Source organism: Micromonospora sp. M71_S20, from assembly GCF_003664255.1.
Taxonomy (GTDB): Bacteria; Actinomycetota; Actinomycetes; order Mycobacteriales; family Micromonosporaceae; genus Micromonospora.
Genome location: NZ_RCCV01000001.1, coordinates 2,312,491 through 2,332,796 on the forward strand (window position 1 = coordinate 2,312,491; position 20,306 = coordinate 2,332,796).

Sequence of the window (20,306 nt, forward strand, 5' to 3'; positions counted from 1 at the left end):
ACAAAGCCGATCCACTGGCAGGAGGGCTCCGCGAGGCGAGGCGGGCGAGTCGTTGACGCACCTGGCCGACCGAGCGTCAGAGACGCCTGAACTCGTGGCAGGGTCTTGCTCACCGTCTGAACCTGGATCCGAGGAGAACCATGTCGAAGGACGTCACCGTCGATCTCATCCGGTCGTTGATCGAGGCCATGGACGGACCGTCGTTGGCCAGGGAGATGCGCGGGCCCGTGGAGGGCTGGGAGTCGCTGGCGATGATCCTGGAGTTCGGCGAGGGCTATCGCAGTGCGCACGGGTACGCGTACTCGCCCGACGGCGTCATCACGGCCGTGTCCTGTGGCTGGCCGAGTATCGAATCGGCGGTCCATGCGTACTTGGGGAGCCACTACAAGCCCGGTGATCTGCTGCCCGTGAAGATCCTCGTGCAGTTCGACCGGACGACCGGCAGGTACCAGGTGACGTTCGAGGACACGGACGAGGAACGCTGGGCGGTGAAGCCGGCGAACTACAGGGAGATGCGCGAAGCGCTGCGCCCGAAGTTCGACTGACCCAGTCATGACCTGGCGTAATTGCGTCCAGGTGTGCCCGCTCGCTGAGGGAACGGCGTTGCGAAACCCCCGCGCCGTCCGGTTAGGCTGCTGCCATGACCAGCTCGCCCGCGTACCCGATGACGTCCCCCGACGTCCAGATCGGCGCGCGGCGACGCCGGCGGTTCCGCGACCGCCTGCGCTGAGTCTTCTCCTGCGACCGGCGGATCGAGCCGCCGGTCATCGTCGATCGTCCTCGGTCCGCCCGCATCCCCATCCGGTGATCCGCGCGGCGGATCCGAGCGAGATCGGCGTACCCATGGACCTTGAGAAACTGCTGACCGACCGGCTGGCGCCGGCGTTCGCGACGGTGGCCGGCGGGCCGGTGGACCCGGTCGTGCGGCGCTCCCAGCGCGCGGACTTCCAGTCCGACGCGGCGCTGGCGCTGGCCCGGCGGCTCGGCCGGCCGCCGCGCGCGATCGCCGCCGAGGTGCTGGACCGCGCGGAACTGGCCGACCTGTGCAGCGCGGCGGAGGTTTCCGGGCCGGGATTCCTCAACCTGACCATCGCCGATCGGGCCCTCGGCGGACTGGTCTCCGCGCTGGCCACCGACCCGCGGCTCGGGGTGCCGCTGGCCGCCGAGCCGGAGACGGTGGTGGTCGACTACTCGGCGCCGAACGTGGCGAAGGAGATGCACGTCGGGCACCTGCGGTCGACGGTGATCGGCGACGCGGCAGCCCGGCTGCTGGAGTGGCTGGGGCACCGGATGCTGCGGGCCAACCACCTGGGTGACTGGGGCACGCCGTTCGGCATGCTGATCGAGCACCTGGTCGACCTCGGCGGGGCCGAGGCAGCGCGCGAGCTGTCCATGGGTGACCTGGACTCGTTCTACAAGGCGGCCCGGGCCACGTTCGACGCCGATGAGGCGTTCCGGGAACGGTCCCGGCGGCGGGTGGTGGCCCTGCAGAGCGGCGATCCAGGGACGCTGCGGCTGTGGCGGTTGCTGGTGGAGCAGTCCGAGCGGTACTTCATGACCGTCTACGACCTGCTCGACGTGACCCTCACCGAGCGGGACTTCCACGGTGAGAGCAGCTACAACGACCTGCTCGGCCCGGTGGTCGAGGAGCTGGACCGCCTGGGGCTGCTGCGGGAGAGCGAGGGTGCGGCCTGCGTGTTCCCGCCCGGCTCGGTGGGCCGTGACGGCGAGCCGCTGCCGCTGATCGTCCGCAAGTCCGACGGCGGGTACGGCTACCCGGCGACCGACCTGGCGGCGATCCGACACCGGACGGGCACGCTGGGCGCGACCCGACTGCTCTACGTGGTCGGGCTACCGCAGCGGCGGCACTTCGACATGGTCTACGCCGCCGCCACGCAGGCCGGCTGGCTGGCCCCGCCGGCCCGGGCCGAGCACGTCGGGTTCGGCTCGATCCTCGGGCCGGACGGGCGGATGCTGCGCAGCAGGGCCGGCGGCTCGGTGAAACTGGTCGGACTGCTGGAGGAGGCGATCGTCCGAGCCACCGCGCTGGCCCGGGAGCGGAACCCGAACCTGGGCGAGGCGGAGGCGGACGAGGTGGGCCGGGCGGTCGGCATCGGCGCGATCAAGTACGCCGACCTGTCCAGCGACCGGCACAAGGACTACGTGCTCGACTGGGAGCGGATGCTGTCGCTGGACGGCAACACCGCGCCCTATCTCCAGTACGCGTACTCGCGGATCCAGTCGATCTTCCGGCGGGCCGGGGCGGCGGCCCGGCCGGAGGCGGCGATCTCGCTGGCCGATCCGGCGGAACGGGCGCTCGCCTTCGAACTGGTCGGCTTCGGGACGGTGGTCGGCGAGGTGGCGGACAGCCTGGAGTTCCACCACCTGACCGGATACCTGTACCGGCTGGCCGTCGCGTTCAGCGCGTTCTACGAGCGCTGCCCTGTGCTGCGCGCCGACGAGCCGGTCCGGGAGAGCCGGCTGGCGCTCTGCGACCTCACCGCCCGGGTGCTCCAGCAGGGGCTGTACCTGCTCGGCGTCAGGACTCCCGAACGCATGTGATTCGTCCTACGCCCGCCGCGCCCGGGCGTTCAGGCCGTTGTCGAAGCCGGCAAGCTGCTGTACGAGGTTGCGGAAGTCCCCTGTCCCACCCTCGCCGTCGTGGATCTGCACCTGGTGGTGTGCCGTGCCCTGTGCGCCGTCACCTGTGTTCCGTGCTGGGCGTGCGATGTGTGTCGGGGAATCGAACCCCCGCGCCTGCCCTTGGCGCACCAGGAGTGAGTCGGATTACCCGCCGGCTCTCGGGTTCGTGCACGCCTCCACGTCGGCTACCTGCTCCGCAACTCGTCAGTCCAGCAGGTCGACCTCCCAGTTCGTCCGCTGGATCAGCGTGTCGACCTCGCGCACCTGCCGGGCGAGGTCGTCGGCCCGCCTGCGCAACTCCGCCACCGGCAGCGCCGGGACCATCTTCAGCTCCGACCGCAGCTGCCGGTACCCGCGCTGGCCCTCGCCGGCTGCGGCGTCCGCCGCGGAGGTGACCACGCTGTGCCGCATGCGGAGCACGTCGCGGCGCGCGAGCGCGTCGGTGAGCGTGCCACCCTCCACCACCGTGGCGGCGTTGGTGCGGTTGATCCGCCGGATCAGCGACTCCAGCTCGCCGAGCACCTCGCCCGCCTCGACGAGGAGAGCCGAGGCGTCCTCGGCGGGCGCCTCACCCTCCTGGTAGCGGGCGCTGGCAGCGATGCGGGCACGGAGTTGTTCGGCGCGACGCGCCGCATCCGCACGCAGCGCAAGTGCCTCAGCAAGCTTCATGGGCAACAGTATGGCCAGCGAAGATCATCACCGCTCCTCAATTCTCTCCGGCCCTGCCGATGCGGCCGTCGACGGCTCTCGACCATGACGCCGGTCCGCCACACAGAAGCGGCGACCACCGTTCAGTGTGGGGAAGATCGACGCCGGTAACGACACCGCAGGTTTCACAGGGTGATGACCACCTTCGCCCGCGCGTGTTCACCTTCGAGGTACCGGATGGCCTGGGGCACCTCGCGCAGCGGGTAGGTCCGGTCGATGACCGGGGTGAGGCGGCCGGCCTCGGCGTGGGCGCGGAGCGTGTCGAGGTGCTGCCGGCTGGGCGCCGCGGTGAGGGTGACGATGCGCTGGCGGACGAAGGGCGCCAGCAGCCGTCCGCGCGCGAGGAGCCAGACCGGTCCGACGAGCCTGCCGCCGCCGTACACGCCGCCGCCGGAGAGCACCAGCGTCCCGGTGGGGGCCAGCGCCCGCCGGAGCGCGGTGAGCGAGCGGTTGCCGACCAGGTCGAACACGACGTCGTGGCGGCGGGCGTCGCGGGTGAAGTCGTCGCGGGTGTAGTCGACGACGTGGTCGGCGCCGAGGGAGCGGACCAGGTCGACGTTGCGGGTGCTGCACACTCCGGTCACGGTCGCGCCGAGCGCCTTGGCCAGTTGGACGGCCAGGGTGCCCACGCCGCCGGAGGCGCCGTTGACGAGGACGCGGTGGCCGGGCTCGACCCGCCCGACGTCGCGCAGCCCCATGAGCGCGGTGACACCGGCCAGCGGCAGGGCGGCCGCCTGCTGCGGTGTCAGGTTCGCCGGCTTCGGCGCGACCAGGGTCGCGGGCACGCACACGTACTCGGCGAACGCGCCGTTGGCGTCGCCGAGGTCGCCGAAGACGGCGTCACCCGGGCGCACCTGTCGAACGTGGCTGCCGACGGCCTCGACCCGGCCGGCGAAGTCGCGGCCACGGATGCGCGCGCGGGGCCGCGTCCGGCCCATCGCCAACCGCGCCATCCGCGGATCGCCACGCATGGCATGCCAGTCGTACGCGTTGAGCGCGGCAGCCTCGACCCGCACGAGCACCTCGTCGGCGGCGGGCACCGGCACGTCGACGTCCGCGAGCGTGAGCGTCTCCGGCGGGCCGTACCGGTCCTGGACTATCGCCTTCATTTTTCCCTCCCTCTCGGTGTACGCCGTACACCAAATGTAGGTGTACGGCGTACACCGGTCAAGGCGGTTATGGTTTCAACCGCCGCCAGAAGACGAGGACCGCGATGGCTGAGCAGGCTGAGACGCTGCGCCGGATGCCGCTGAGCAGGGACCGGATCCTGCGCGCCGCCGTCGCGCTCGCCGACGAGGCCGGGATCGAGTCCCTCAGCATGCGCAACCTCGCCCAGGATCTGGGCGTCGTGCCGATGGCCCTCTACAAGCACGTGGCCAACAAGGACGAACTGCTCGACGGCATGATCGACGTCGTCGTCGGCGAGATCGACCCGCCGGTGCCCGAGGCCGACTGGAAGCACGCGGTACGCAGCCGCATCCTCTCGGCGCGGCAGGTGCTGCGGCGCCACCCCTGGGCGCCGCTCGCGATCGAGTCGCGGAACATGGCGACGCCGGCCGTCCTCGCGTACCTCGACTCGATGGTCGGGACGTTCCGGGCCGGCGGGTTCTCCGCCGACCTCACCCACCACGTGATGCACGCGATGGGCAGCCGGATCCTGGGCTTCAGTCAGGAGCTGTTCGACGCCTCTCGGCGCGCCGGCCGCTCCGGCACGGCCAGCTCAGAACCGCCGCAGGCCTTCCCACCAGAGGTCGCGGCCCGGTTCCCGCACCTCGCGGAGATCTCCACGGCCGCGTCCCACGACGACGCGTCGGTCGTGGGACAGGGCTGCGACGACCAGTTCGAGTTCGAGTTCGCGCTGGACCTGCTGCTGGACGGCATCGAACGGCTGCGACAGCAGGACTGGACGTCGTCGCACCGACCCCGCTGAGACCCGACCCGCCGTACGAACAGCAGCAACCGGGCAGTACCTGTAGCGCGGCCGGCCGGGCCGGCGACGAGTGTCGCCGATCCGACCGGCCCGGCGCCCACAGCGCGGGGATGACCGCTCAGGGGGTGTACGGCGCGTCCGTGTGGCTGATCTCGACGAGCCGGCTGCCGCTGAGTTCGTAGACGGCCGTACGCCGCACGGCGACCTCCGCCGAGGACGCGTCCTCGGGGCGGGTCAGGTAGACCACCGTCGCCCGGCGCGACTTGATCGAGACCGACTCGACGGGCGTACGGTCGCCGATGTCGACCATGGTGACGTAGACGGGCTTACCGTCGATGTTGCCGTACATCACAATCTGCCAGAACTTGCCGGTCCCGCCGCCGTCCATCAGCACCGGGACCAGCGCGTCGGCCGCGTCGTCGCCGGTCAGGTCGCCGATGGCGCACGGCTGTTGAATGTGGACGACGGTGCCGTCCTCCCCGGACCACATGCCGTCGACCAGCGGGATCGGTTCCGGGTAGCCGTTGTACCGCTCGGATCCGTTACCGAGGACGGCGGTCTTGAGCTGCGCGCAGGTGAGGGCCCGGAGCGTGGCGGGCGCTCCGGACGTGTCGGGTACGGCCGAGGGCGCCGGGTCGTCCGGGTCCGCTGTCTCGTCGTTCACGCTGACGGTGCTGCCTGTCGGCTGCGCCGAGGCAGCCGGGTCCGGGTCGTCCGCCGGCGTGTTGATCGTGACGCATCCGCTCAGCGCCGCCACCAGGGCGAGTGCCGCGACGGGCAGCAGGGTCCTACGCATTGATCTTCCCTCTCCTTGTGTGGCCCGGAGCGTAGTGCGCCTCCGCCACGGCCGGCAGCCAGCGGTTGGCGGACGGTCCCCAGTGGAGCGGGGAGGGCCACCCGGATCGAGAAGCACGGGAGCCGGACCGGGAACGGTCCCTCGTCACCACTCCCGCCGCCCGGGCCGGCTACCGGTTCAGGTGGACGGATCGCCGTGCTGGTCGAGCCTGTCGCGGAGCGTGCCGGCGAAGTCCTCGGCCATGGCGAGCTGGTCGCGCAGCGCGCCGACGCGTGCGGTGGCGGCGGTGTGGAACATGCCGAGCCGGTCGAGCAGGGCGGCCCGCTCGGCGCCCCCGGCCGTGTCGAGGGCGTCGAGGACGGCGAGCAGGTCGCGCATCTCGTCGAGGGCGAAGCCGAGGGGCTTCATCCGCTTGACCACGGCGAGCCGGTCGAGGTCGGGTGTGGTGTAGAGGCGGAAGCCGCCGTCGCTGCGGGCCGACGGGACGATCAGGCCGACGTCCTCGTAGTGCCGGATGGTGCGGATGCTCAACCCGATCCGCTCGGCAACCTCGCCGATCTGCATCCGCCGCCCGGCGCCGGCGCCGGGGGCGCGCACCGGCGCCGCGCCCGGGCCGGGGACGGGCTCCGGTTCGGCCGTACGGTCGCCGGCCATCAGTGGCCGACGCCGAGCCGGCCGGCGAGGGTGCCGTGGATGTGGGCGCTGGGGCGGTTCAGCTCGACGATCTCCACGGTCTTGCCGCGGGCGGCGTACTTGGTGGTGACGGCGTCGAGGGCGGCGACGGAGGAGGCGTCCCACACGTGCGCGTGCGTCATGTCGATGACCACGCTGTCGGGGTCGTTCGCGTAGTCGAACCGCCCGACCAGGTCGTTGCTGGAGGCGAAGAAGAGCTCGCCGTGCACCGAGTAGATCCGGGTCGTCCCCTCGGGGTCGAGGACGCTGGTCACCTCCACCAGGTGGGCGACCCGGCGGGCGAAGACGACCATCGCGGTGAGCACGCCGACGACGACGCCGACGGCGAGGTTGTGGGTGGCCAGGGTGGTGACGACGGTGGTCACCATGACGATCGTCTCGCCGTACGGCATCCGCCGGAGCGTGGCCGGGGCGACCGAGTGCCAGTCGAACGTCGACACCGCGACGATGACCATGACGGCGACCAGGGCGGCCATCGGGATCACCGCGACCACGTCGCCGAGCGCGACCACCAGGATCAGCAGGAAGACGCCGGCCAGGAAGGTCGACAGCCGCGTACGGGCGCCGGACGCCTTCACGTTGATCATCGTCTGGCCGATCATCGCGCAGCCGCCCATGCCGCCGAAGAACCCGGTGACGATGTTCGCCACGCCCTGCCCCCACGACTCCCGGGTCTTGCTCGAGGGGGTGTCGGTGATGTCGTCGACCAGCTTCGCGGTCATCAGCGACTCCATCAGCCCGACCAGCGCGATGCCCAGTGCGTACGGGGCGATCAGGGTCAGGGTGTCCATGGTCCAGGGGATCTGCGGCAGGCCGAGCGTGGGCAGGCTGTCCGGCAACGCCCCCTCGTCGCCCACGGTCGGCACCGCCGCGTGGGTGGTCACGGTGACCACGGTCAGCACCACGATGGCGACCAGCGGCGCCGGGACGGCTCGGGTGAGCCGGGGCAGCCCCACCATGATCGCCAGCGCGACCGCCACGAGCGGGTAGACCAGCCACGGCACTCCGAGCAGGTGCGGCACCTGGGCGACGAAGATCAGGATGGCCAGGGCGTTGACGAAGCCGACCATCACGCTGCGCGGGATGAACCGCATCAGCTTCGCCACCCCGAGCACCGCCAGCAGGATCTGGATCGCGCCGCCGAGGATCACGGCCGCGACGAGGTGATCGAGGCCGTGTTCCTTCGCGAGGGGCGCCACGACCAGGGCGACCGCGCCGGTGGCGGCGGAGATCATCGCCGGCCGCCCGCCGCAGATCGCGATCGTCACCGCCATCGTGAACGAGGCGAAGAGGCCCACCCTGGGATCGACCCCGGCCAGGATCGAGAAGGAGATCGCCTCCGGGATCAGCGCCAGGGCGACGACCAGGCCGGCGAGGACCTCGGTGCGGAACACCTTCGGCGAGAGCCAGGACGGGCGGGGCAGGCGCGGACGGGAGGCCGCGGACAGCACAGACGACATACGGCCATTTCCACTGGGAGGACGGGCTCGCCCGGCGCGGCGACCCAGCGGACCCTACTCTTCCGTGACGGAAGAGTTCCCGTCCGCGTGGCGATCGTCACGACCGTCGCGGGCGGGCGTACCCCGGCGAGCCCCCGTCCGGTCAGCTCGGCTCGGTGCCTGGGGCCGGGACCGCCTTCTCGGCGGCGCGGCTCACCTCTTCCCAGCCGGCCCAGACGTCCATGCGTCGCTTCGAGATGTCGAAGGCGAGGTCGTAGACCATGCTGCCCAGCAGCAGCCGCAGCGGCGGGTCGTCGCTGGCGACGAGCTTCATCAGCGCCTCGGCGGCCAGCCGGGGTTCGCTGTCGATCGACCCCTCCGCCCACTGCCGCGCCAACTCCTCCCGCAGCGGGTCGTAGGCGGGCTTGGGGGTGGCCGCCGTGCTGCTGGTGTAGAGGTCCGTCCAGTAGCCGCCCGGCTGGACGATGGTGACCTTGACGCCGAATCCTGCGGCCTCGGCGGCCAGCGCCTCGCTCATGCCCTCCAGCGCGAACTTGCTCGCGCTGTAGAGCCCCGTGCTGGGAAAGCCGCCGAGGGCGCCGATGCTGGAGATCTGCACGACGTGCCCGCCGCCCTGGGCGCGCAACTGCGGCAGGACGGCCTGGCTGACCCAGAGCGCGCCGAAGAAGTTGAGGTCCAGTTGGGCGCGGGCCTCGGCCTCGGTGAACTCCTCGACCATGCCCATGAAGAGCGCCCCGGCGTTGTTCACGACGACGTCGAGCCGGCCGAAGTGCCGTACCGCGTGGGCGACGACGTCGAAGACCGCCGCGCGGTCCGTGACGTCGAGGCGCAGCGCCAGCAGGCGGTCGGGATGCCGGGCGGCGAGGTCGTCGAGCGGCGAGACGTCCCGGGCCGCGCCGACGACCCGGTCGCCGGCGGCGAGCGCGGCCTCGGCGAAGGCGCGACCGAGGCCACGGCTGGCCCCGGTGATGAACCAGACCCGCGGTACGGCGGTGGCTGAGGCTTGCATGAGGACTCCTTCGCTGACGAGACGGACCGTCTCGTCTTGTTGACGCGAGTGACCATACCCGATCGGGCCCCGCTGTCAAGACGGACCGTCTCGTCTCATCTTCTTGCTAGATTGGGCCCGTGCCCACGCAGAAGGTCGCCCCCGACTCCAGCCGTCGCAGCGAGACGGCACGCCGCGCCATCCTCGCCGCCGCCTTCGACCTCGTCGGCGAGGTGGGCTACGCGAAGCTCAGCATCGAGGGCATCGCCGCCGCCGCCGGCGTCGGCAAGCAGACGATCTACCGCTGGTGGCCCTCCAAGGGCGCCCTGCTGTTCGACGCCTTCCTCGCACTCACGACCGACGGCGGGCAGGACGGTCGGGGCGGAGCCCTGCCCGACACGGGCGACCTGGCCGCCGACCTGAAGCTGGTCCTGCGGGCCATCGTCGACGAGCTGAACGACCCGCGCTACGACCTGCCCATGCGCGCCCTGCACACCGAGATCGTCCACGACCCCGCCCTGGCCGCCGACTACGCGCAGCGGCTGGACGGGCCCATGCGGGAACTGAAGAAGGAGCGCCTGCGCGCCGCCCGGCGCGCGGGGCAGCTCGCCGGGGACGTCGATCTCGACGTGGCCGTCGACCTGATCTTCGGACCGGTGCTCAACCGGTGGCTCCAGCGCACCGGCCCGCTGACCCACGAGTACGCCGACCAGGTGGTGGACACGGCGCTGCGCGGCCTGCGGCGGCACGAACCGTAGGCCCGGCGGCCCGTCCCGCGTCACCGGGCGGACAACACCTGACCCCCGGTCGTCGTTGATCCGGTCGTACCCGCCCCACCCGCGTCGACGGTGCGGGCGCCGACCGTGGAGGAGGCACGCCGATGACCAGTCAGCGCGAGACCGTGGAGGTCGACCCGGTCCTGTTCCGGGCCGTCTACGACTCGCCCGCCTCGCTGCCCGGCAGGCACCGGTGGACGACCCCGGAGTCCGACGTACGGCGGATCGAGAAGCTGCTCGGCATGCCGCTGCGCAGCATCGGCGCCCCGCTCTGGGTCAGCGGCGACGAGCCGGACTGCCCCAAGTGCGGCCGACGGGTGAACTGGTACGACATCGTCTCCTCCGCCCTCTCCGGCGTACACGACCGGATGATGATCGCGACGGTCATCCTCGGCGACCGCAGGTACGTCAACACCGAGGTCCCGGACGCGATCGCCGGGGTGCGCTGCACCGACTGCCGCACCGCGATCGAGGGGCTGCGCAGCTTCAAGTGCCACAACTGGGCGTACGCCTTCGAGGCGTTGGAGACCGTCCGACAGCGGATGTCCGGCGCGTCAGTCGTCGGCCGTCAGCTCTCGGGCGAACCGCAGCCCGGGGCGCCCGTCGAGTGACACCTCGCCCACCGGCGTGAACCCGGTGCGCCGGAGCACCGCGAGCGAGCCCGCGTTGTCCAGGGTGGTCCCGGCGGTCAGCCGGCGCAGCCCGTACACCCGGCGGGCCAACGCGGCGACGCGGCGGACGCCGTCGGTCGCCACCCCGCGCCCGGCGGCCCGCTCGGCCACCCGGTAGCCCAGCTCGGCCTCGCCGTCGGCGGCGTCGACCAGGTTGAACCGGCCCAGCACCGTCCCGTCCGGCTCGACCAGGACGTGGAAGTGGCAGGTGCCGGTCTCCTGCTCGGCGAGCAGCCCCGCGTGCCGCGCGGCGAAGTCGGCGAAGTACGCGTCGCCCCGGTCCGGCACCGACCGCGCGAACCACTCCCGGTTCTCCCGCTCGAAGCGCAGCAGCGCGGCGGCGTGGTGGGCGGCGAGCCGCTGGAGATCGGACACCGCGCCACCCTACCGAGCCGCGCCCCTACGCCTCAGCGGTCGCCGGCGGAGCGGCGGGCGGGGCGGCGGCCGGGCGGGGAGGGCGGCTCCGGCCCCGGGTCGGGCACCTCGGGCATCGGCCGGGTGACCGGCCCGGCCCCGGTGACCCGGAGCGGCTCGCCGTGGTGCCACACCTCGATGCCGGTCCCCGGGGCGGCGTCCGGCAGCTCGTAGCGGGCCTCGTCGGAGGTCAGGGTGACCCGCAGCCGGTGGCCGTGCCAGCGCAGGCTGAAGGCGAGCCGGTCGATCGCCGCCGGCAGCCGGGGGTCGAAGGAGAGCACCCCCCGGTCGTCGCGCAGCCCGCCGAAGCCCTGCACCAGGGCCAGCCACGCCCCGCCCAGCGACGCCAGGTGCAGCCCGTCGCCGGTCTTGTCGCCGAGGTCCGCCAGGTCCTGGAGCACCGACTCGGCGAACAGGTCGTACGCCAGGTCGAGGTGGCCGACCTCGGCGGCGAGCACCGCCTGCGGGGAGGCCGACAGCGACGAGTCCCGGACGGTCCGCGCCTCGTAGTAGGCGAAGTTGCGGGCCTTCTCGTCGGCCGTGAACTCCCCCGGGCAGCGCTGCATGGCGAGCACCAGGTCGGCCTGCTTGACCACCTGCCTGCGGTACAGCTCCAGGTAGGGGAAGTGCAGCAGCAGCGGGTAGTCGTCGTCGGAGGTGTCGGCGAAGTCCCACTCCGGCTGCTCGGTGAAGCCGGCCGACTGCTGGTGCACCCCGCGCTTGCGGTCGTACGGGACGAAGACGGCGTCCGCCGCGGCGCGCCAGGCCGACACCTCGGCCGGGTCGACCCCGAGCCGGCCCGCCGCCCCGGGGTGCCGCTCGGCGGCGTCGGCGGCCCCGCGCAGGTTGCGCCGGGCCATCAGGTTGGTGAAGACGTTGTCGTCGACCAGGGCGCTGTACTCGTCGGGGCCGGTCACGCCGTGCAGGTGGAAGGTGCCGGTGTCGGACCAGTGGCCGAAGCCGTGCCAGAGCCGGGCCGTCTCGACCAGCAGTTCCAGCCCCGGCCCGGCGAGGAACTCCTCGTCGCCCGTGGCGGCGACGTAGCGCAGCACCGCGTCGGCGATGTCGGCGTTGAGGTGCAGCCCGGCCGTGCCGGCCGGCCAGTAGCCGGAGCACTCCCGCCCGCCGAGGGTCCGCCACGGGAAGGTCGCCCCGGGCAGCCGCAGCTCCGCCGCGCGCTCGCGGGCCTCCGGCAGGTGGGCGTGCCGCCAGCGCAGCGCCGAGCGGGCCAGCGGCGGGTCGAGGTAGGTCAGCACGGGCAGGACGTAGCCCTCCGTGTCCCAGAGCACGTGCCCGTCGTAGCCGTTGCCGGTCAGGCCCTTGGCGGGAATGGTCCGGTCGCCGTCCGCCCGGCCCGCCTGGAGCAGGTGGAACACCGAGAACCGGATGGCCTGCTGGAGTTCGGCGTCGCCGTCGAGCTGCACGTCGGCGGTCTGCCAGGCGACGTCCAGCGCCGCGCGCTGGCCGGCCAGCAGGGTGTCGAAGCCCTCCGCGCGGGCCGCGTCGGCCTCCGCGACGACCAGGCGGGCCAGTTCCTCCGGGGGCATGGCGTCCACCGGGGTGCACTCGTACGCGGCGAACTTGGTCAGCTGGAGCCGCTCGCCGGCGCGCAGCGTCCCGGTCAGCGTGAGGCGTAGCCGGTCCGCGGTGCAGTCGACGCCGGGGGCGAAGCCGTCCGGCGCCTGCACCTCGTGCGCGACGGCGACGGCGACCCGCTGCCCGCTCTGCCCGGTGCGGTGGACGAGGACGCCGTCGTGCCCGTCGGAGTGCCGGTACTCGGCGGTCAGCGGGTCGGTGATGACGGAGGCGGCGCGGGGGTCGTCGGCGCGCTCGGGCACCCGCTCGTTGGCGAGCAGGTCGGCGCAGACCCGAACCTCGACCGTGCCGTTCAACGGCTCGACGGACCACCGCACGGCGGCCACCGGACGCCGGGGCAGGGAGACCAGCCGGACGCTGCGGACGCGTACGCCGTGCCCGGCCGGCGAGATCCACTCGGTGTGCCGCTCGACCACCCCGGCCCGCAGGTCGAGCACCCGCTCGTGGGTGCGCAGCGTGCCGGTGCGCACGTCCAGCGGCTCGCCGCCGACCCAGAGGCGGATCAGGGCCGCGTTCGGCGCGCTGATCACCGTGTCGCTGAACTGCGGGAAGGCGTACCCGTCCTCGGGATAGTCGAGCTCCCGCCGCTCGTGGAAGCCGTTGAGGTAGGTGCCGGGCATGCCGTAGGGCGTGCCCTCGTCCAGGGTGCCGCGCCAGCCGACCCAGCCGTTGCCCAACGCGAAGATCGACTCGGTCTCGGCGAGGCGGTCCATGTCCGCCTCCGTACGCCGGATCCGCCAGGCCTCGTCGTCCCCCGTGACCTGCCCGGTCGGCGGCCGATCGGCGATGGGGGTGTCGTGCACAGCGCCTCCAGGGAAGTCCGACGTACCGGGTCAATCGAAGCAGATGGGGCTGAGAGGTCGCTGAGACGAAAGTCGGGGTCGTCCCCCGACCAATGCACACTGCGCCCGACTTCCAGGTATTCCAGGGTTGTCTGGGAGCTAAACGAGGTATGAACGATCGGTGAGGTGAAACATGGTTGATGTGGACACGCCGGATGTTCCGAAGATCAGTGTCGAGTGGTACCAGGACATCGTCGACTTCGCCGCCGACACCCCGCAGCCGGTGCAGTGGTTCGCCGAGCACTTCACCGAGGGCGCGATCCTGCTGCTCGGCGCGCTGTGGCTGATCGCGGCCGTGTCCCGGCTCGGGGGCGGGCCGCGCGACCGCGCGTACGCCCTGGTGTCGCCGGCGCCGGTGGTGCTCGCGTACGGGTGCAGCGAGTTGTTGAAGACGGTGGTGGACCAGGAACGCCCCTGCCGGGCGCTCGCCACCGAGCTCGCCATCATCGCCGGCGAGTGCCCGCCGACGGGCGACTGGTCGTTCCCCAGCAACCACTCCACGATCGCGGGCGGCCTGGCGGTGGCGACGCTGCTGCTGTCCCGCCGGGTCGGCCTGGTGGCGCTGCCGCTGGCGGCGCTGGCCGCGTTCTCCCGCACCTTCGTCGGCGTGCACTACCCGCACGACGTTATCGCCGGCGTTCTGCTCGGCGCCCTGTTCGCCGCGCTGCTCACCCCGCTGTTCGCCCGCCCCGCCGCCGGGCTGCTGCACCGCCGCGCCCGCCAGGCCGAGCGCCCCGTCCGCGACCCGGCCACCCCGACGTCCCGCCGCTGACCGCTCGCGGGAACGGCGGAACCGGCCCGGGCCGGGGGCCTGAACGGGAGGCCGCCCGGGTCAGGTGAGGAGGACGGCCAGGGCGGCGAGGGTGCCGAGGACGAGGAACGGGCCGAAGGGGAGGTGGCTGCGCCAGCCGACCCGGCGGGCGGCCAGCAGCGCGACGCCGACCAGCCCGGACAGCAGCAGGGCGAACGCCAGCCCGGCGACCAGCGCCGCCCAGCCGTACCAGCCCAGCAGCGCGCCGACGCCGAGCGCCAGCTTGGCGTCGCCGAGGCCGAAGCCGCGCCGGCCGAGCAGCAACGTGGTGGTGGCGAAGAAAAGCGCCAGCGCGACGCCGGCGGCGGTGGCGCGCAGCCAGGGTGCCGGACCGGCCCCGGCCAGGGCGGCCAGCCCCAGCAGCAGCCAGGTGCCGGCCGCGGCGGGCAGGGTGAGCCGGTCCGGCAGCCGGCGCACAGCCGCGTCGACGAAGACCAGCGGGACCGCCCAGCCCAGCCACCAGGCCGTGGCGGCCAGCACGGTGGCGGGCGGCCCGAGCAGCACCAGCGCCCCGACGGCCGCCGCGACGGCGAGTTCCACCGTGCCGGGCGGCGGGCCGACGCGCGCCCCGCACCGCCCGCACCGCGCCGTGGGGCCCAGCGCCGGCCAGGGCCGGGCCAGCCCGACCGGGGCGCCGCACGCGTCGCACCCGGTCCGGGTCGCCACCCCCGGCGGTACGGCGTGCCGGATCACGGCGAGCCGGAGCGCCGGGGCGAGCGCGAGCACGGCCAGCAGCCGAGCCCCGCGCGCGGCGGCCTTCGGTGCGGTCGGCTCCGCCACGGCCGGCGGCCCGGTCAGCGCCACGATCGCCCCCCGGAGGCCGGCGCCGGCGGCGACCACGCTGGGTAGTGCGTCGACTGTCGGCCGGTAACGGGCGGAACGGCCCGCACCCCTGCCCCATGAAGCGCGGCACAGCGCGCGGAAATGGCGCGTCCACATAGGCGGGAATCCCATCTTGGCGAAATGTCGATGCGTCGGCGCGGGGGACGGATCGGACCAGACGCCACGTCCGGGACAACCGCCCGCCACCGCGACGACACCTCCCCGACCGCGCGCGCTTCCCACGCCGCCGCCCCACCGATCCGCGCCGCCCGACCCGTCCGCACCAGCCGACACCACCCGCCGCCACCACCTGTCATCACTCACAGTATCCAGATGAATTGCCTCTGTTGCATCGGCGAGCGTCAGCCTATGCTCGCCCCTTGGGTGTGGTGCAACCCAAAGCGAAAAGACGGGACGACGCGGGACATCGCTTTTGCAGAGATCAGCAACGGCAAATGCATCGGCGCTTATCGACAGGACCGGATGGCCCCATCCGGTCGCGCCGTCGCATGCCCGGAGGCCGCCATGCCGGCCCCGGGCGGCCACCGAGGAGGCACGACGTGCGCGGACGGCGGTTCAGCCGATGGGCAACCTGCCTGCTCGCCATCGCGGCGCTCGGCGCGGCCCCGGCCTGCGGCGCCGAGCCCGGAACGGCCCCCCGGGCGGCGACCGCCGGGGACGCTCCCGCCCCCACCCACCGGGCCGCCGACGAACAGGCGGCGAAGAAGGCGGCGCTGGCCGCGTACGCCGGATATCTCGCCGCCTCCCGCAAGGCGAGCGGGCGCGGCGACCCCCACCATCCGGAGCTGTCCCGGTTCCTCGCCGACCCGCTGCTGACCCGGGTCCGGCTGACCATCCGCAAGGCGAAGGAGCACGGCGCGATGCGTACCGGCACGTTGGTCTCCGACCCCACCGTGACCTCGGTGAGCCTGGATTCGAGCCCGCCCACGGTGGAGATCCAGGACTGCCTGGACGCCACCGGCTACCGGCTGGTCTACGCCAGGGACAAGCGGGTCGTGCCCGGCACCGGCGGAACGCGGCACCTGGCCACCGCCACCGCCACCCGCTTCCCGGACGGTCGCTGGCTGATCAGCGCCGGCGCCGCCCACGAGGACCTGCCGTGCTGACGCGGGCGGGACGGGCCACCGGGCCGGACTTCGTCCGTACCGCCGACGGTGGCGGCCGGAGCGGGACGGCCCGCCGGTCGCTCGCGGGCGTCGGCCTGGCCCTGCTGCTGGCGCTCGGGGCGGCCGTGCCCGCGATCGCCGCGCAACGCGCGGACCCCGGCGCGGAGTGCCCGCCGGGGCAGAGCGACTGCAGCGTCTGGGACGACGATCCCGGCGCCCCGGGCGATCCCGGCGGCGGCGGGGACGACGGCGGGGGCGGTGACCCGGGCGGCGGGGGCGGCAGCGCCAGGTGCCAGTGGAACGGCCGCACCGTCAAGTGCTACGACAGCGTGCTCGGCTGGTTCAACAACGGCGACGGCTGCTACTACAAGCTCGCCGAACCGCAGCCGGAGGCCCCCGAGGGCCAGCAGTGGTACGTGCGCACCTGTAACGGCGGCGACCTCGGCTCCCAGACCACCGTCCTGCGCGACGCCCCGCCGCCTGGCTTCGGCGCGCCGCCCGACCCGGAGGAACTCGCCCGGCGGGCGCTGGCGAAGATCACCATCGCGGCGCCCCGGATCGCGGTCGCCCCCCGCCGCAGCAACGGTCCCGGACTGGTCGGGCTGCCGGTCTGGATGTGGGGCCGCAACGACGACCGGAAGTACTTCGGGCCGACCCAGGAGGCGTCGGAGAGCGAGCGGGGCCTGACCGTACGGATCGAGGCCAAGTTCGACCGGATCGTCTGGAACATGGGCAACGGCCGCAAGGTCACCTGCTCCGGCGCCGGTACGCCGTACCGGGCCGACGGCCCGCTCGCCGGCCGCCCCTCCCCCGACTGCGGCTACCAGGGCTACCCGAAGGCCGGCGACTACCGGGTGCGGGCCACGACCTACTGGACGGTCACCTGGGCGGGCGGCGGCCAGAGCGGCGTCATCCCGGTCAACCGGACCACGGGAACGGTCCCGGTCCGGATCAACGAGCTACAGGTGGTGGCCCAGTGAGCGCGAGGAGTGAGCCGGTCTTGCGAGCCCCGCAGTCGCGAACGGACATGGTCCGGTGAGTGTGGCGACCCGGAACGGAACCGGGCCGGTGGACGCGCCGGTCGCCCCGCCCCGGGTGGTGCGGCAGCGCCGGATGCGGCCCGGGCTGCTCGGCCTGGCCGTGCTGCTGATCGCCCTCGGCGGCCTGGGAGCGGCGTTCGCGGTCACCTCGGTACGCGCCACCGGCAGCTACCTGGCGGTGGCCCGGCCGGTCGAGGTCGGCCGGCAGGTCAGCGCCGACGACCTGGTCCCTGTGCAGGTGGCCGGTGGTCAGGGGCTCTCCCCGGTGCCCGCCGGCCGGCTCGACGAGGTGGTCGGCAAGCGGGCCGCCGTGTCGCTGACCCCCGGCACGCTGCTGACCATGGCCCAGCTCACCGACGACCCGCTGCTCGGGCCCGGCCAGCAGCAGCTCGCGCTGGGCCTGAGCCCCGCCGAGGTGCCCGCCCGCAGGCTCCACCCCGGCGACAAGATCCTGCTGGTGAGCACGCCGGACGGCGACGACGACCGTCCGGCGGGCGCCGCCACCCGGTTCGAGGCGACGGTCATCGACGCCGTCACCTCGGACGACGACGACGAGGTGGTGGTCTACCTGGCGCTCGCCGTCCGGGACGTGCCGGCCGTCGTCGCGCTGTCCAGCCAGGAGCGGATCGCCCTCGTACTGACCGAGGCGGCCTGACCGTGGCGATCATCGCGCTGGTGGCGGCGAAGGGCTCCCCGGGCGTCACCACCACCGCCCTGGCCTGCGCCCTGACCTGGCACCGGCGGCTGGTGCTCGCCGAGTGCGACCCGGCCGGCGGATCGATCCTCGCCGGCTACCTGGGCGGCGCGCTCGACGGTCCCCGGGGCATCGGCGAGCTGGCGGTCGGCGAGTTGCGCGCCGGCAACCTGGAGTCGGCGTTCTGGTCGCAACTGGTCGACCTCGACGCGCCGAAGCGGGAGCGGCTGCTGCTGCCCGGCGTCGTCGATCCCGCCCAGGCCGGCAGCGTCACCCCACTCTGGCAGCGGTTCGCCGACTTCTTCGGCGGCCTGGAGGGCGGCGACCCGCCGTACGACGTGGTGGTGGACTGCGGGCGGCTGCACGTCGTCGGTCCACCGTGGCCGATCCTGCGCGCCGCCTCGGTGGTGCTGCTGGTCAGCGGCGCCCGGCTCCCCGACCTCTCCGGCACCCGGGCCATGGCCAGGACGATCGAGCGGGACTTCGCCGAGCACCGGGTGCCGCCGGGCACCCTGCGGCTGCTGCTGGTCGGTGACGGCCACGGCAGCGGCGAGATCAGCAAGGCGCTGCGACTGCCGGTCATCGCCCGGATGCCGCACGATCCGCGTACGGCCGAGGTGCTCGGCCTCGGCGGCACCGTGCGGGCCGGTCGGCCCCTGATGCGCGCGGCCGGGGCCCTGGAGGTGCCGGTCGGGGCGCTGCTGGAACGCCGGCGCGCCCGGCTGGCCTGGCCCGTGTCGCAGGGGGTGCCGGGTGCGGTTTGAACCGGTCTCCGGCGACCCGCGCCGGCAGCCGCCCGGCGCCCCCTCCACGGCGCCGCCGCTGACCCCGCCCAACGGCCGGCACCACCCCGCCCCGCTGCCGGTGCCGGTCACCGCGCCGCGGCCGGAGCAGCCGCCGCCCCGGCCCCGGGTCGACTTCCAGGTGGTCCGCGAGCTGCGCCGGGAGCTCAGCGAGCGGCTCGCCCTGTGGCAGCGCGGCCGGGAGTTCACCGTCGACGAGGAGGACACCGAGCGCGCCCGGCTCGCGGTGACGGTGGTCGCCGAGTACGCCGACGCGGTGCGCCGGGCCGGCACCCCGATGGCGGCCGGCGAGGAGCGGCTCCTGCTCGACCAGGTGACCGCCGAGCTGGCCGGGCTCGGCCGCCTCCAGACGCTGCTGGTCGACGACACCATCGAGGAGGTGCACATCCTCGGCTGCGACCAGGTGCGCGTCACCCGCCACGGCGGCGGGGTCGACTGGGTGGAGCCGATCGCCGACAGCGACGACGAGCTGGTGGAGATCCTCCAGGCGGCGGCCCGCCGGGCCGGGGCCACCGAACGCTCGCTGTCGACCTCCAAGCCCACCCTCGACCTGCAACTGCCAGACGGCAGCCGGCTCGCCGCGGTGTTCCTGGTCAGCCACCGCCCGTACGCGGTGATCCGCAAGCACAACACGCTGGACGTGAGCCTCGACGACCTCGCCGGGGGCCGGGGTGACCTGGACGAGATGATCGACCCGCTGGTGCGCGACTTCCTCCGCGCTTCCATGCGCGCCGGGCTGAACATCATGGTGGCCGGCCTCGCGGGCGCCGGGAAGACCACCGTCATCCGGGCGCTGATGGACGAGATCCCGGCCGACGAGCCGTACGTGCTGCTGGAGGAGAGCCGCGAGCTGCTGCCGGCCCGCCGCCGGCTCAAGCACCGGGCGGTGATGAGCTTCGAGTCCCGGGAGGGGCACGGCGAACGCGGGGCGGACGGCCGCCCGGCCGGCGAGGTGAGCATCGCCGACCTGATCCCGGTCTCCCTGCGGATGGGCGTGCTGCGGATCATCGTCGGGGAGGTCCGGTCCCGGGAGATCGTCCCGATGCTCCAGGCCATGACGACCAGCCGCGGCTCGATGTGCACCATCCACGCGCGTACGCCCGCCGGAGTGAGCGAGCGGATCATCGAGCTGGCGCTCGCGCACGGCCGGGAGATGACCGTCGACCAGGCCCGCCGGATGGCCGGCAACGCGCTCGACCTGATCGTCTACGTCACCGTCGAGGACGAGACCGCGATCGGCGGGCGCAAGCACCGCTTCGTCTCGCACGTCGAGGAGGTCATCGGCGTCGGCGACGGCAACCGGATCACCACCACCCAGGTGTTCGGGCCCGGGCCGGACGGGCGGGCCGTACCCCGGCACCTGCCCGAGCGGGTGCGCGCCCAGCTCCTCCGGGTCGGCTACGACGCCCGGCTGCTGAGCCGGTGGATCGAGGCCGGCACGGGCGCGTGGCGGCGGCCCCGGCACACCCGGCTCGGACGGCGGTGACCGGAG

At 73.5% G+C, this 20,306-nt stretch carries 20 protein-coding genes; 11 read left to right on the forward strand and 9 right to left on the reverse strand.

Going from position 1 to position 20,306, the window contains the following annotated elements:
• The first annotated feature begins 140 nt into the window (after nucleotides 1-140).
• Nucleotides 141-545, forward strand: a complete 405-nt coding sequence (locus DER29_RS10455; protein WP_121397171.1) for a hypothetical protein — start codon at nucleotides 141-143, stop codon at nucleotides 543-545.
• A 298-nt stretch (nucleotides 546-843) separates the two neighbouring features.
• Nucleotides 844-2,562, forward strand: coding sequence for an arginine--tRNA ligase (argS, locus tag DER29_RS10460; RefSeq protein WP_121399130.1), 1,719 nt, complete (start codon nucleotides 844-846; stop codon nucleotides 2,560-2,562).
• Between the two features lie 285 nt (nucleotides 2,563-2,847).
• Here the strand turns inward: argS and DER29_RS10465 are convergent, their stop codons facing one another.
• A complete protein-coding gene (locus DER29_RS10465; protein WP_121397172.1) occupies nucleotides 2,848-3,312 on the reverse strand; it encodes a DIP1984 family protein in 465 nt (154 codons plus the stop codon).
• A gap of 164 nt (nucleotides 3,313-3,476) precedes the next feature.
• Nucleotides 3,477-4,460 carry an NAD(P)-dependent alcohol dehydrogenase gene (locus DER29_RS10470; protein WP_121397173.1) on the reverse strand — a complete coding sequence of 328 codons (984 nt, stop codon included), beginning with the start codon at nucleotides 4,458-4,460 and terminating at the stop codon, nucleotides 3,477-3,479.
• Nucleotides 4,461-4,564: 104 nt separating this feature from the next.
• Here DER29_RS10470 and DER29_RS10475 point away from each other — a divergent pair, with 104 nt between their 5' ends.
• Nucleotides 4,565-5,281, forward strand: coding sequence for a TetR/AcrR family transcriptional regulator (locus DER29_RS10475; protein ID WP_121397174.1), 717 nt, complete (start codon nucleotides 4,565-4,567; stop codon nucleotides 5,279-5,281).
• Between the two features lie 118 nt (nucleotides 5,282-5,399).
• On the opposite strand, the gene DER29_RS10480 is transcribed toward DER29_RS10475, so the two are convergent.
• The 4 genes from DER29_RS10480 to DER29_RS10495 form a co-directional block, all read right to left on the reverse strand.
• Nucleotides 5,400-6,077 carry a hypothetical protein gene (locus DER29_RS10480; RefSeq protein ID WP_121397175.1) on the reverse strand — a complete coding sequence of 226 codons (678 nt, stop codon included), beginning with the start codon at nucleotides 6,075-6,077 and terminating at the stop codon, nucleotides 5,400-5,402.
• 177 nt (nucleotides 6,078-6,254) lie between these two features.
• Nucleotides 6,255-6,731: a MerR family transcriptional regulator gene (locus tag DER29_RS10485; RefSeq protein ID WP_121397176.1), complete on the reverse strand. Its 477-nt coding sequence runs from the start codon at nucleotides 6,729-6,731 to the stop codon at nucleotides 6,255-6,257.
• Nucleotides 6,731-8,230, reverse strand: a complete 1,500-nt coding sequence (locus DER29_RS10490) for a SulP family inorganic anion transporter (protein WP_121397177.1) — start codon at nucleotides 8,228-8,230, stop codon at nucleotides 6,731-6,733. The genes DER29_RS10485 and DER29_RS10490 overlap by 1 nt, the downstream gene beginning before the upstream one ends.
• A gap of 142 nt (nucleotides 8,231-8,372) precedes the next feature.
• Entirely contained in the window at nucleotides 8,373-9,239 is an 867-nt protein-coding gene (locus DER29_RS10495) for an SDR family oxidoreductase (RefSeq protein ID WP_121397178.1), read from the reverse strand.
• A 119-nt stretch (nucleotides 9,240-9,358) separates the two neighbouring features.
• Between DER29_RS10495 and DER29_RS10500 the strand changes: the two genes are divergently transcribed.
• Nucleotides 9,359-9,976 (forward strand): TetR/AcrR family transcriptional regulator, encoded by a 618-nt coding sequence (locus DER29_RS10500; RefSeq protein WP_121397179.1) that lies wholly within the window; start codon nucleotides 9,359-9,361, stop codon nucleotides 9,974-9,976.
• Between the two features lie 122 nt (nucleotides 9,977-10,098).
• Nucleotides 10,099-10,605, forward strand: coding sequence for a hypothetical protein (locus DER29_RS10505; protein ID WP_121397180.1), 507 nt, complete (start codon nucleotides 10,099-10,101; stop codon nucleotides 10,603-10,605).
• Here DER29_RS10505 and DER29_RS10510 read toward each other — a convergent pair.
• Both DER29_RS10510 and DER29_RS10515 read right to left on the reverse strand, forming a co-directional pair.
• A complete protein-coding gene (locus tag DER29_RS10510; protein ID WP_121397181.1) occupies nucleotides 10,549-11,040 on the reverse strand; it encodes a GNAT family N-acetyltransferase in 492 nt (163 codons plus the stop codon). The genes DER29_RS10505 and DER29_RS10510 overlap by 57 nt on opposite strands.
• A gap of 32 nt (nucleotides 11,041-11,072) precedes the next feature.
• Entirely contained in the window at nucleotides 11,073-13,388 is a 2,316-nt protein-coding gene (locus DER29_RS10515) for a glycoside hydrolase family 65 protein (RefSeq protein WP_121399131.1), read from the reverse strand.
• Nucleotides 13,389-13,650: 262 nt separating this feature from the next.
• Here DER29_RS10515 and DER29_RS10520 point away from each other — a divergent pair, with 262 nt between their 5' ends.
• The gene (locus DER29_RS10520; protein WP_121397182.1) at nucleotides 13,651-14,289 is read left to right on the forward strand and encodes a phosphatase PAP2 family protein; all 639 of its coding nucleotides are present in this window, start codon (nucleotides 13,651-13,653) and stop codon (nucleotides 14,287-14,289) included.
• 60 nt (nucleotides 14,290-14,349) lie between these two features.
• On the opposite strand, the gene DER29_RS10525 is transcribed toward DER29_RS10520, so the two are convergent.
• Nucleotides 14,350-15,108, reverse strand: a complete 759-nt coding sequence (locus DER29_RS10525; protein ID WP_233600042.1) for an A24 family peptidase — start codon at nucleotides 15,106-15,108, stop codon at nucleotides 14,350-14,352.
• 551 nt (nucleotides 15,109-15,659) lie between these two features.
• Here DER29_RS10525 and DER29_RS10530 point away from each other — a divergent pair.
• The 5 genes from DER29_RS10530 to DER29_RS10550 are packed head-to-tail and all read left to right on the forward strand — an operon-like array spanning nucleotide 15,660 to nucleotide 20,300.
• Nucleotides 15,660-16,277 carry a hypothetical protein gene (locus DER29_RS10530; protein ID WP_370040058.1) on the forward strand — a complete coding sequence of 206 codons (618 nt, stop codon included), beginning with the start codon at nucleotides 15,660-15,662 and terminating at the stop codon, nucleotides 16,275-16,277.
• Nucleotides 16,274-17,257, forward strand: coding sequence for a hypothetical protein (locus tag DER29_RS10535; protein ID WP_121399132.1), 984 nt, complete (start codon nucleotides 16,274-16,276; stop codon nucleotides 17,255-17,257). Before DER29_RS10530 ends, DER29_RS10535 begins: the two co-directional genes overlap by 4 nt.
• 55 nt (nucleotides 17,258-17,312) lie before the next feature.
• Nucleotides 17,313-17,972, forward strand: coding sequence for an SAF domain-containing protein (locus DER29_RS10540; protein WP_121397185.1), 660 nt, complete (start codon nucleotides 17,313-17,315; stop codon nucleotides 17,970-17,972).
• Between the two features lie 2 nt (nucleotides 17,973-17,974).
• On the forward strand, nucleotides 17,975-18,775 hold the full coding sequence (locus DER29_RS10545; protein WP_121397186.1) for a ParA family protein: 801 nt from the start codon (nucleotides 17,975-17,977) through the stop codon (nucleotides 18,773-18,775).
• Nucleotides 18,765-20,300 (forward strand): CpaF family protein, encoded by a 1,536-nt coding sequence (locus DER29_RS10550; protein ID WP_121397187.1) that lies wholly within the window; start codon nucleotides 18,765-18,767, stop codon nucleotides 20,298-20,300. The genes DER29_RS10545 and DER29_RS10550 overlap by 11 nt, the downstream gene beginning before the upstream one ends.
• Nucleotides 20,301-20,306: the final 6 nt, after the last annotated feature.

Excerpts from the sequence above, each read along its gene's own strand:
- DER29_RS10455 (WP_121397171.1), top strand. The coding sequence starts at position 141 with ATGTCGAAGGACGTCACCGTCGATCTCATCCGGTCGTTGATCGAGGCC.
- argS (WP_121399130.1), top strand. The coding sequence starts at position 844 with ATGGACCTTGAGAAACTGCTGACCGACCGGCTGGCGCCGGCGTTCGCG.
- DER29_RS10465 (WP_121397172.1), bottom strand. The coding sequence starts at position 3,312 with ATGAAGCTTGCTGAGGCACTTGCGCTGCGTGCGGATGCGGCGCGTCGC.
- DER29_RS10470 (WP_121397173.1), bottom strand. The coding sequence starts at position 4,460 with ATGAAGGCGATAGTCCAGGACCGGTACGGCCCGCCGGAGACGCTCACG.
- DER29_RS10475 (WP_121397174.1), top strand. The coding sequence starts at position 4,565 with ATGGCTGAGCAGGCTGAGACGCTGCGCCGGATGCCGCTGAGCAGGGAC.
- DER29_RS10480 (WP_121397175.1), bottom strand. The coding sequence starts at position 6,077 with ATGCGTAGGACCCTGCTGCCCGTCGCGGCACTCGCCCTGGTGGCGGCG.
- DER29_RS10485 (WP_121397176.1), bottom strand. The coding sequence starts at position 6,731 with ATGGCCGGCGACCGTACGGCCGAACCGGAGCCCGTCCCCGGCCCGGGC.
- DER29_RS10490 (WP_121397177.1), bottom strand. The coding sequence starts at position 8,230 with ATGTCGTCTGTGCTGTCCGCGGCCTCCCGTCCGCGCCTGCCCCGCCCG.
- DER29_RS10495 (WP_121397178.1), bottom strand. The coding sequence starts at position 9,239 with ATGCAAGCCTCAGCCACCGCCGTACCGCGGGTCTGGTTCATCACCGGG.
- DER29_RS10505 (WP_121397180.1), top strand. The coding sequence starts at position 10,099 with ATGACCAGTCAGCGCGAGACCGTGGAGGTCGACCCGGTCCTGTTCCGG.
- DER29_RS10515 (WP_121399131.1), bottom strand. The coding sequence starts at position 13,388 with ATGGACCGCCTCGCCGAGACCGAGTCGATCTTCGCGTTGGGCAACGGC.
- DER29_RS10520 (WP_121397182.1), top strand. The coding sequence starts at position 13,651 with ATGGTTGATGTGGACACGCCGGATGTTCCGAAGATCAGTGTCGAGTGG.
- DER29_RS10530 (WP_370040058.1), top strand. The coding sequence starts at position 15,660 with ATGCCCGGAGGCCGCCATGCCGGCCCCGGGCGGCCACCGAGGAGGCAC.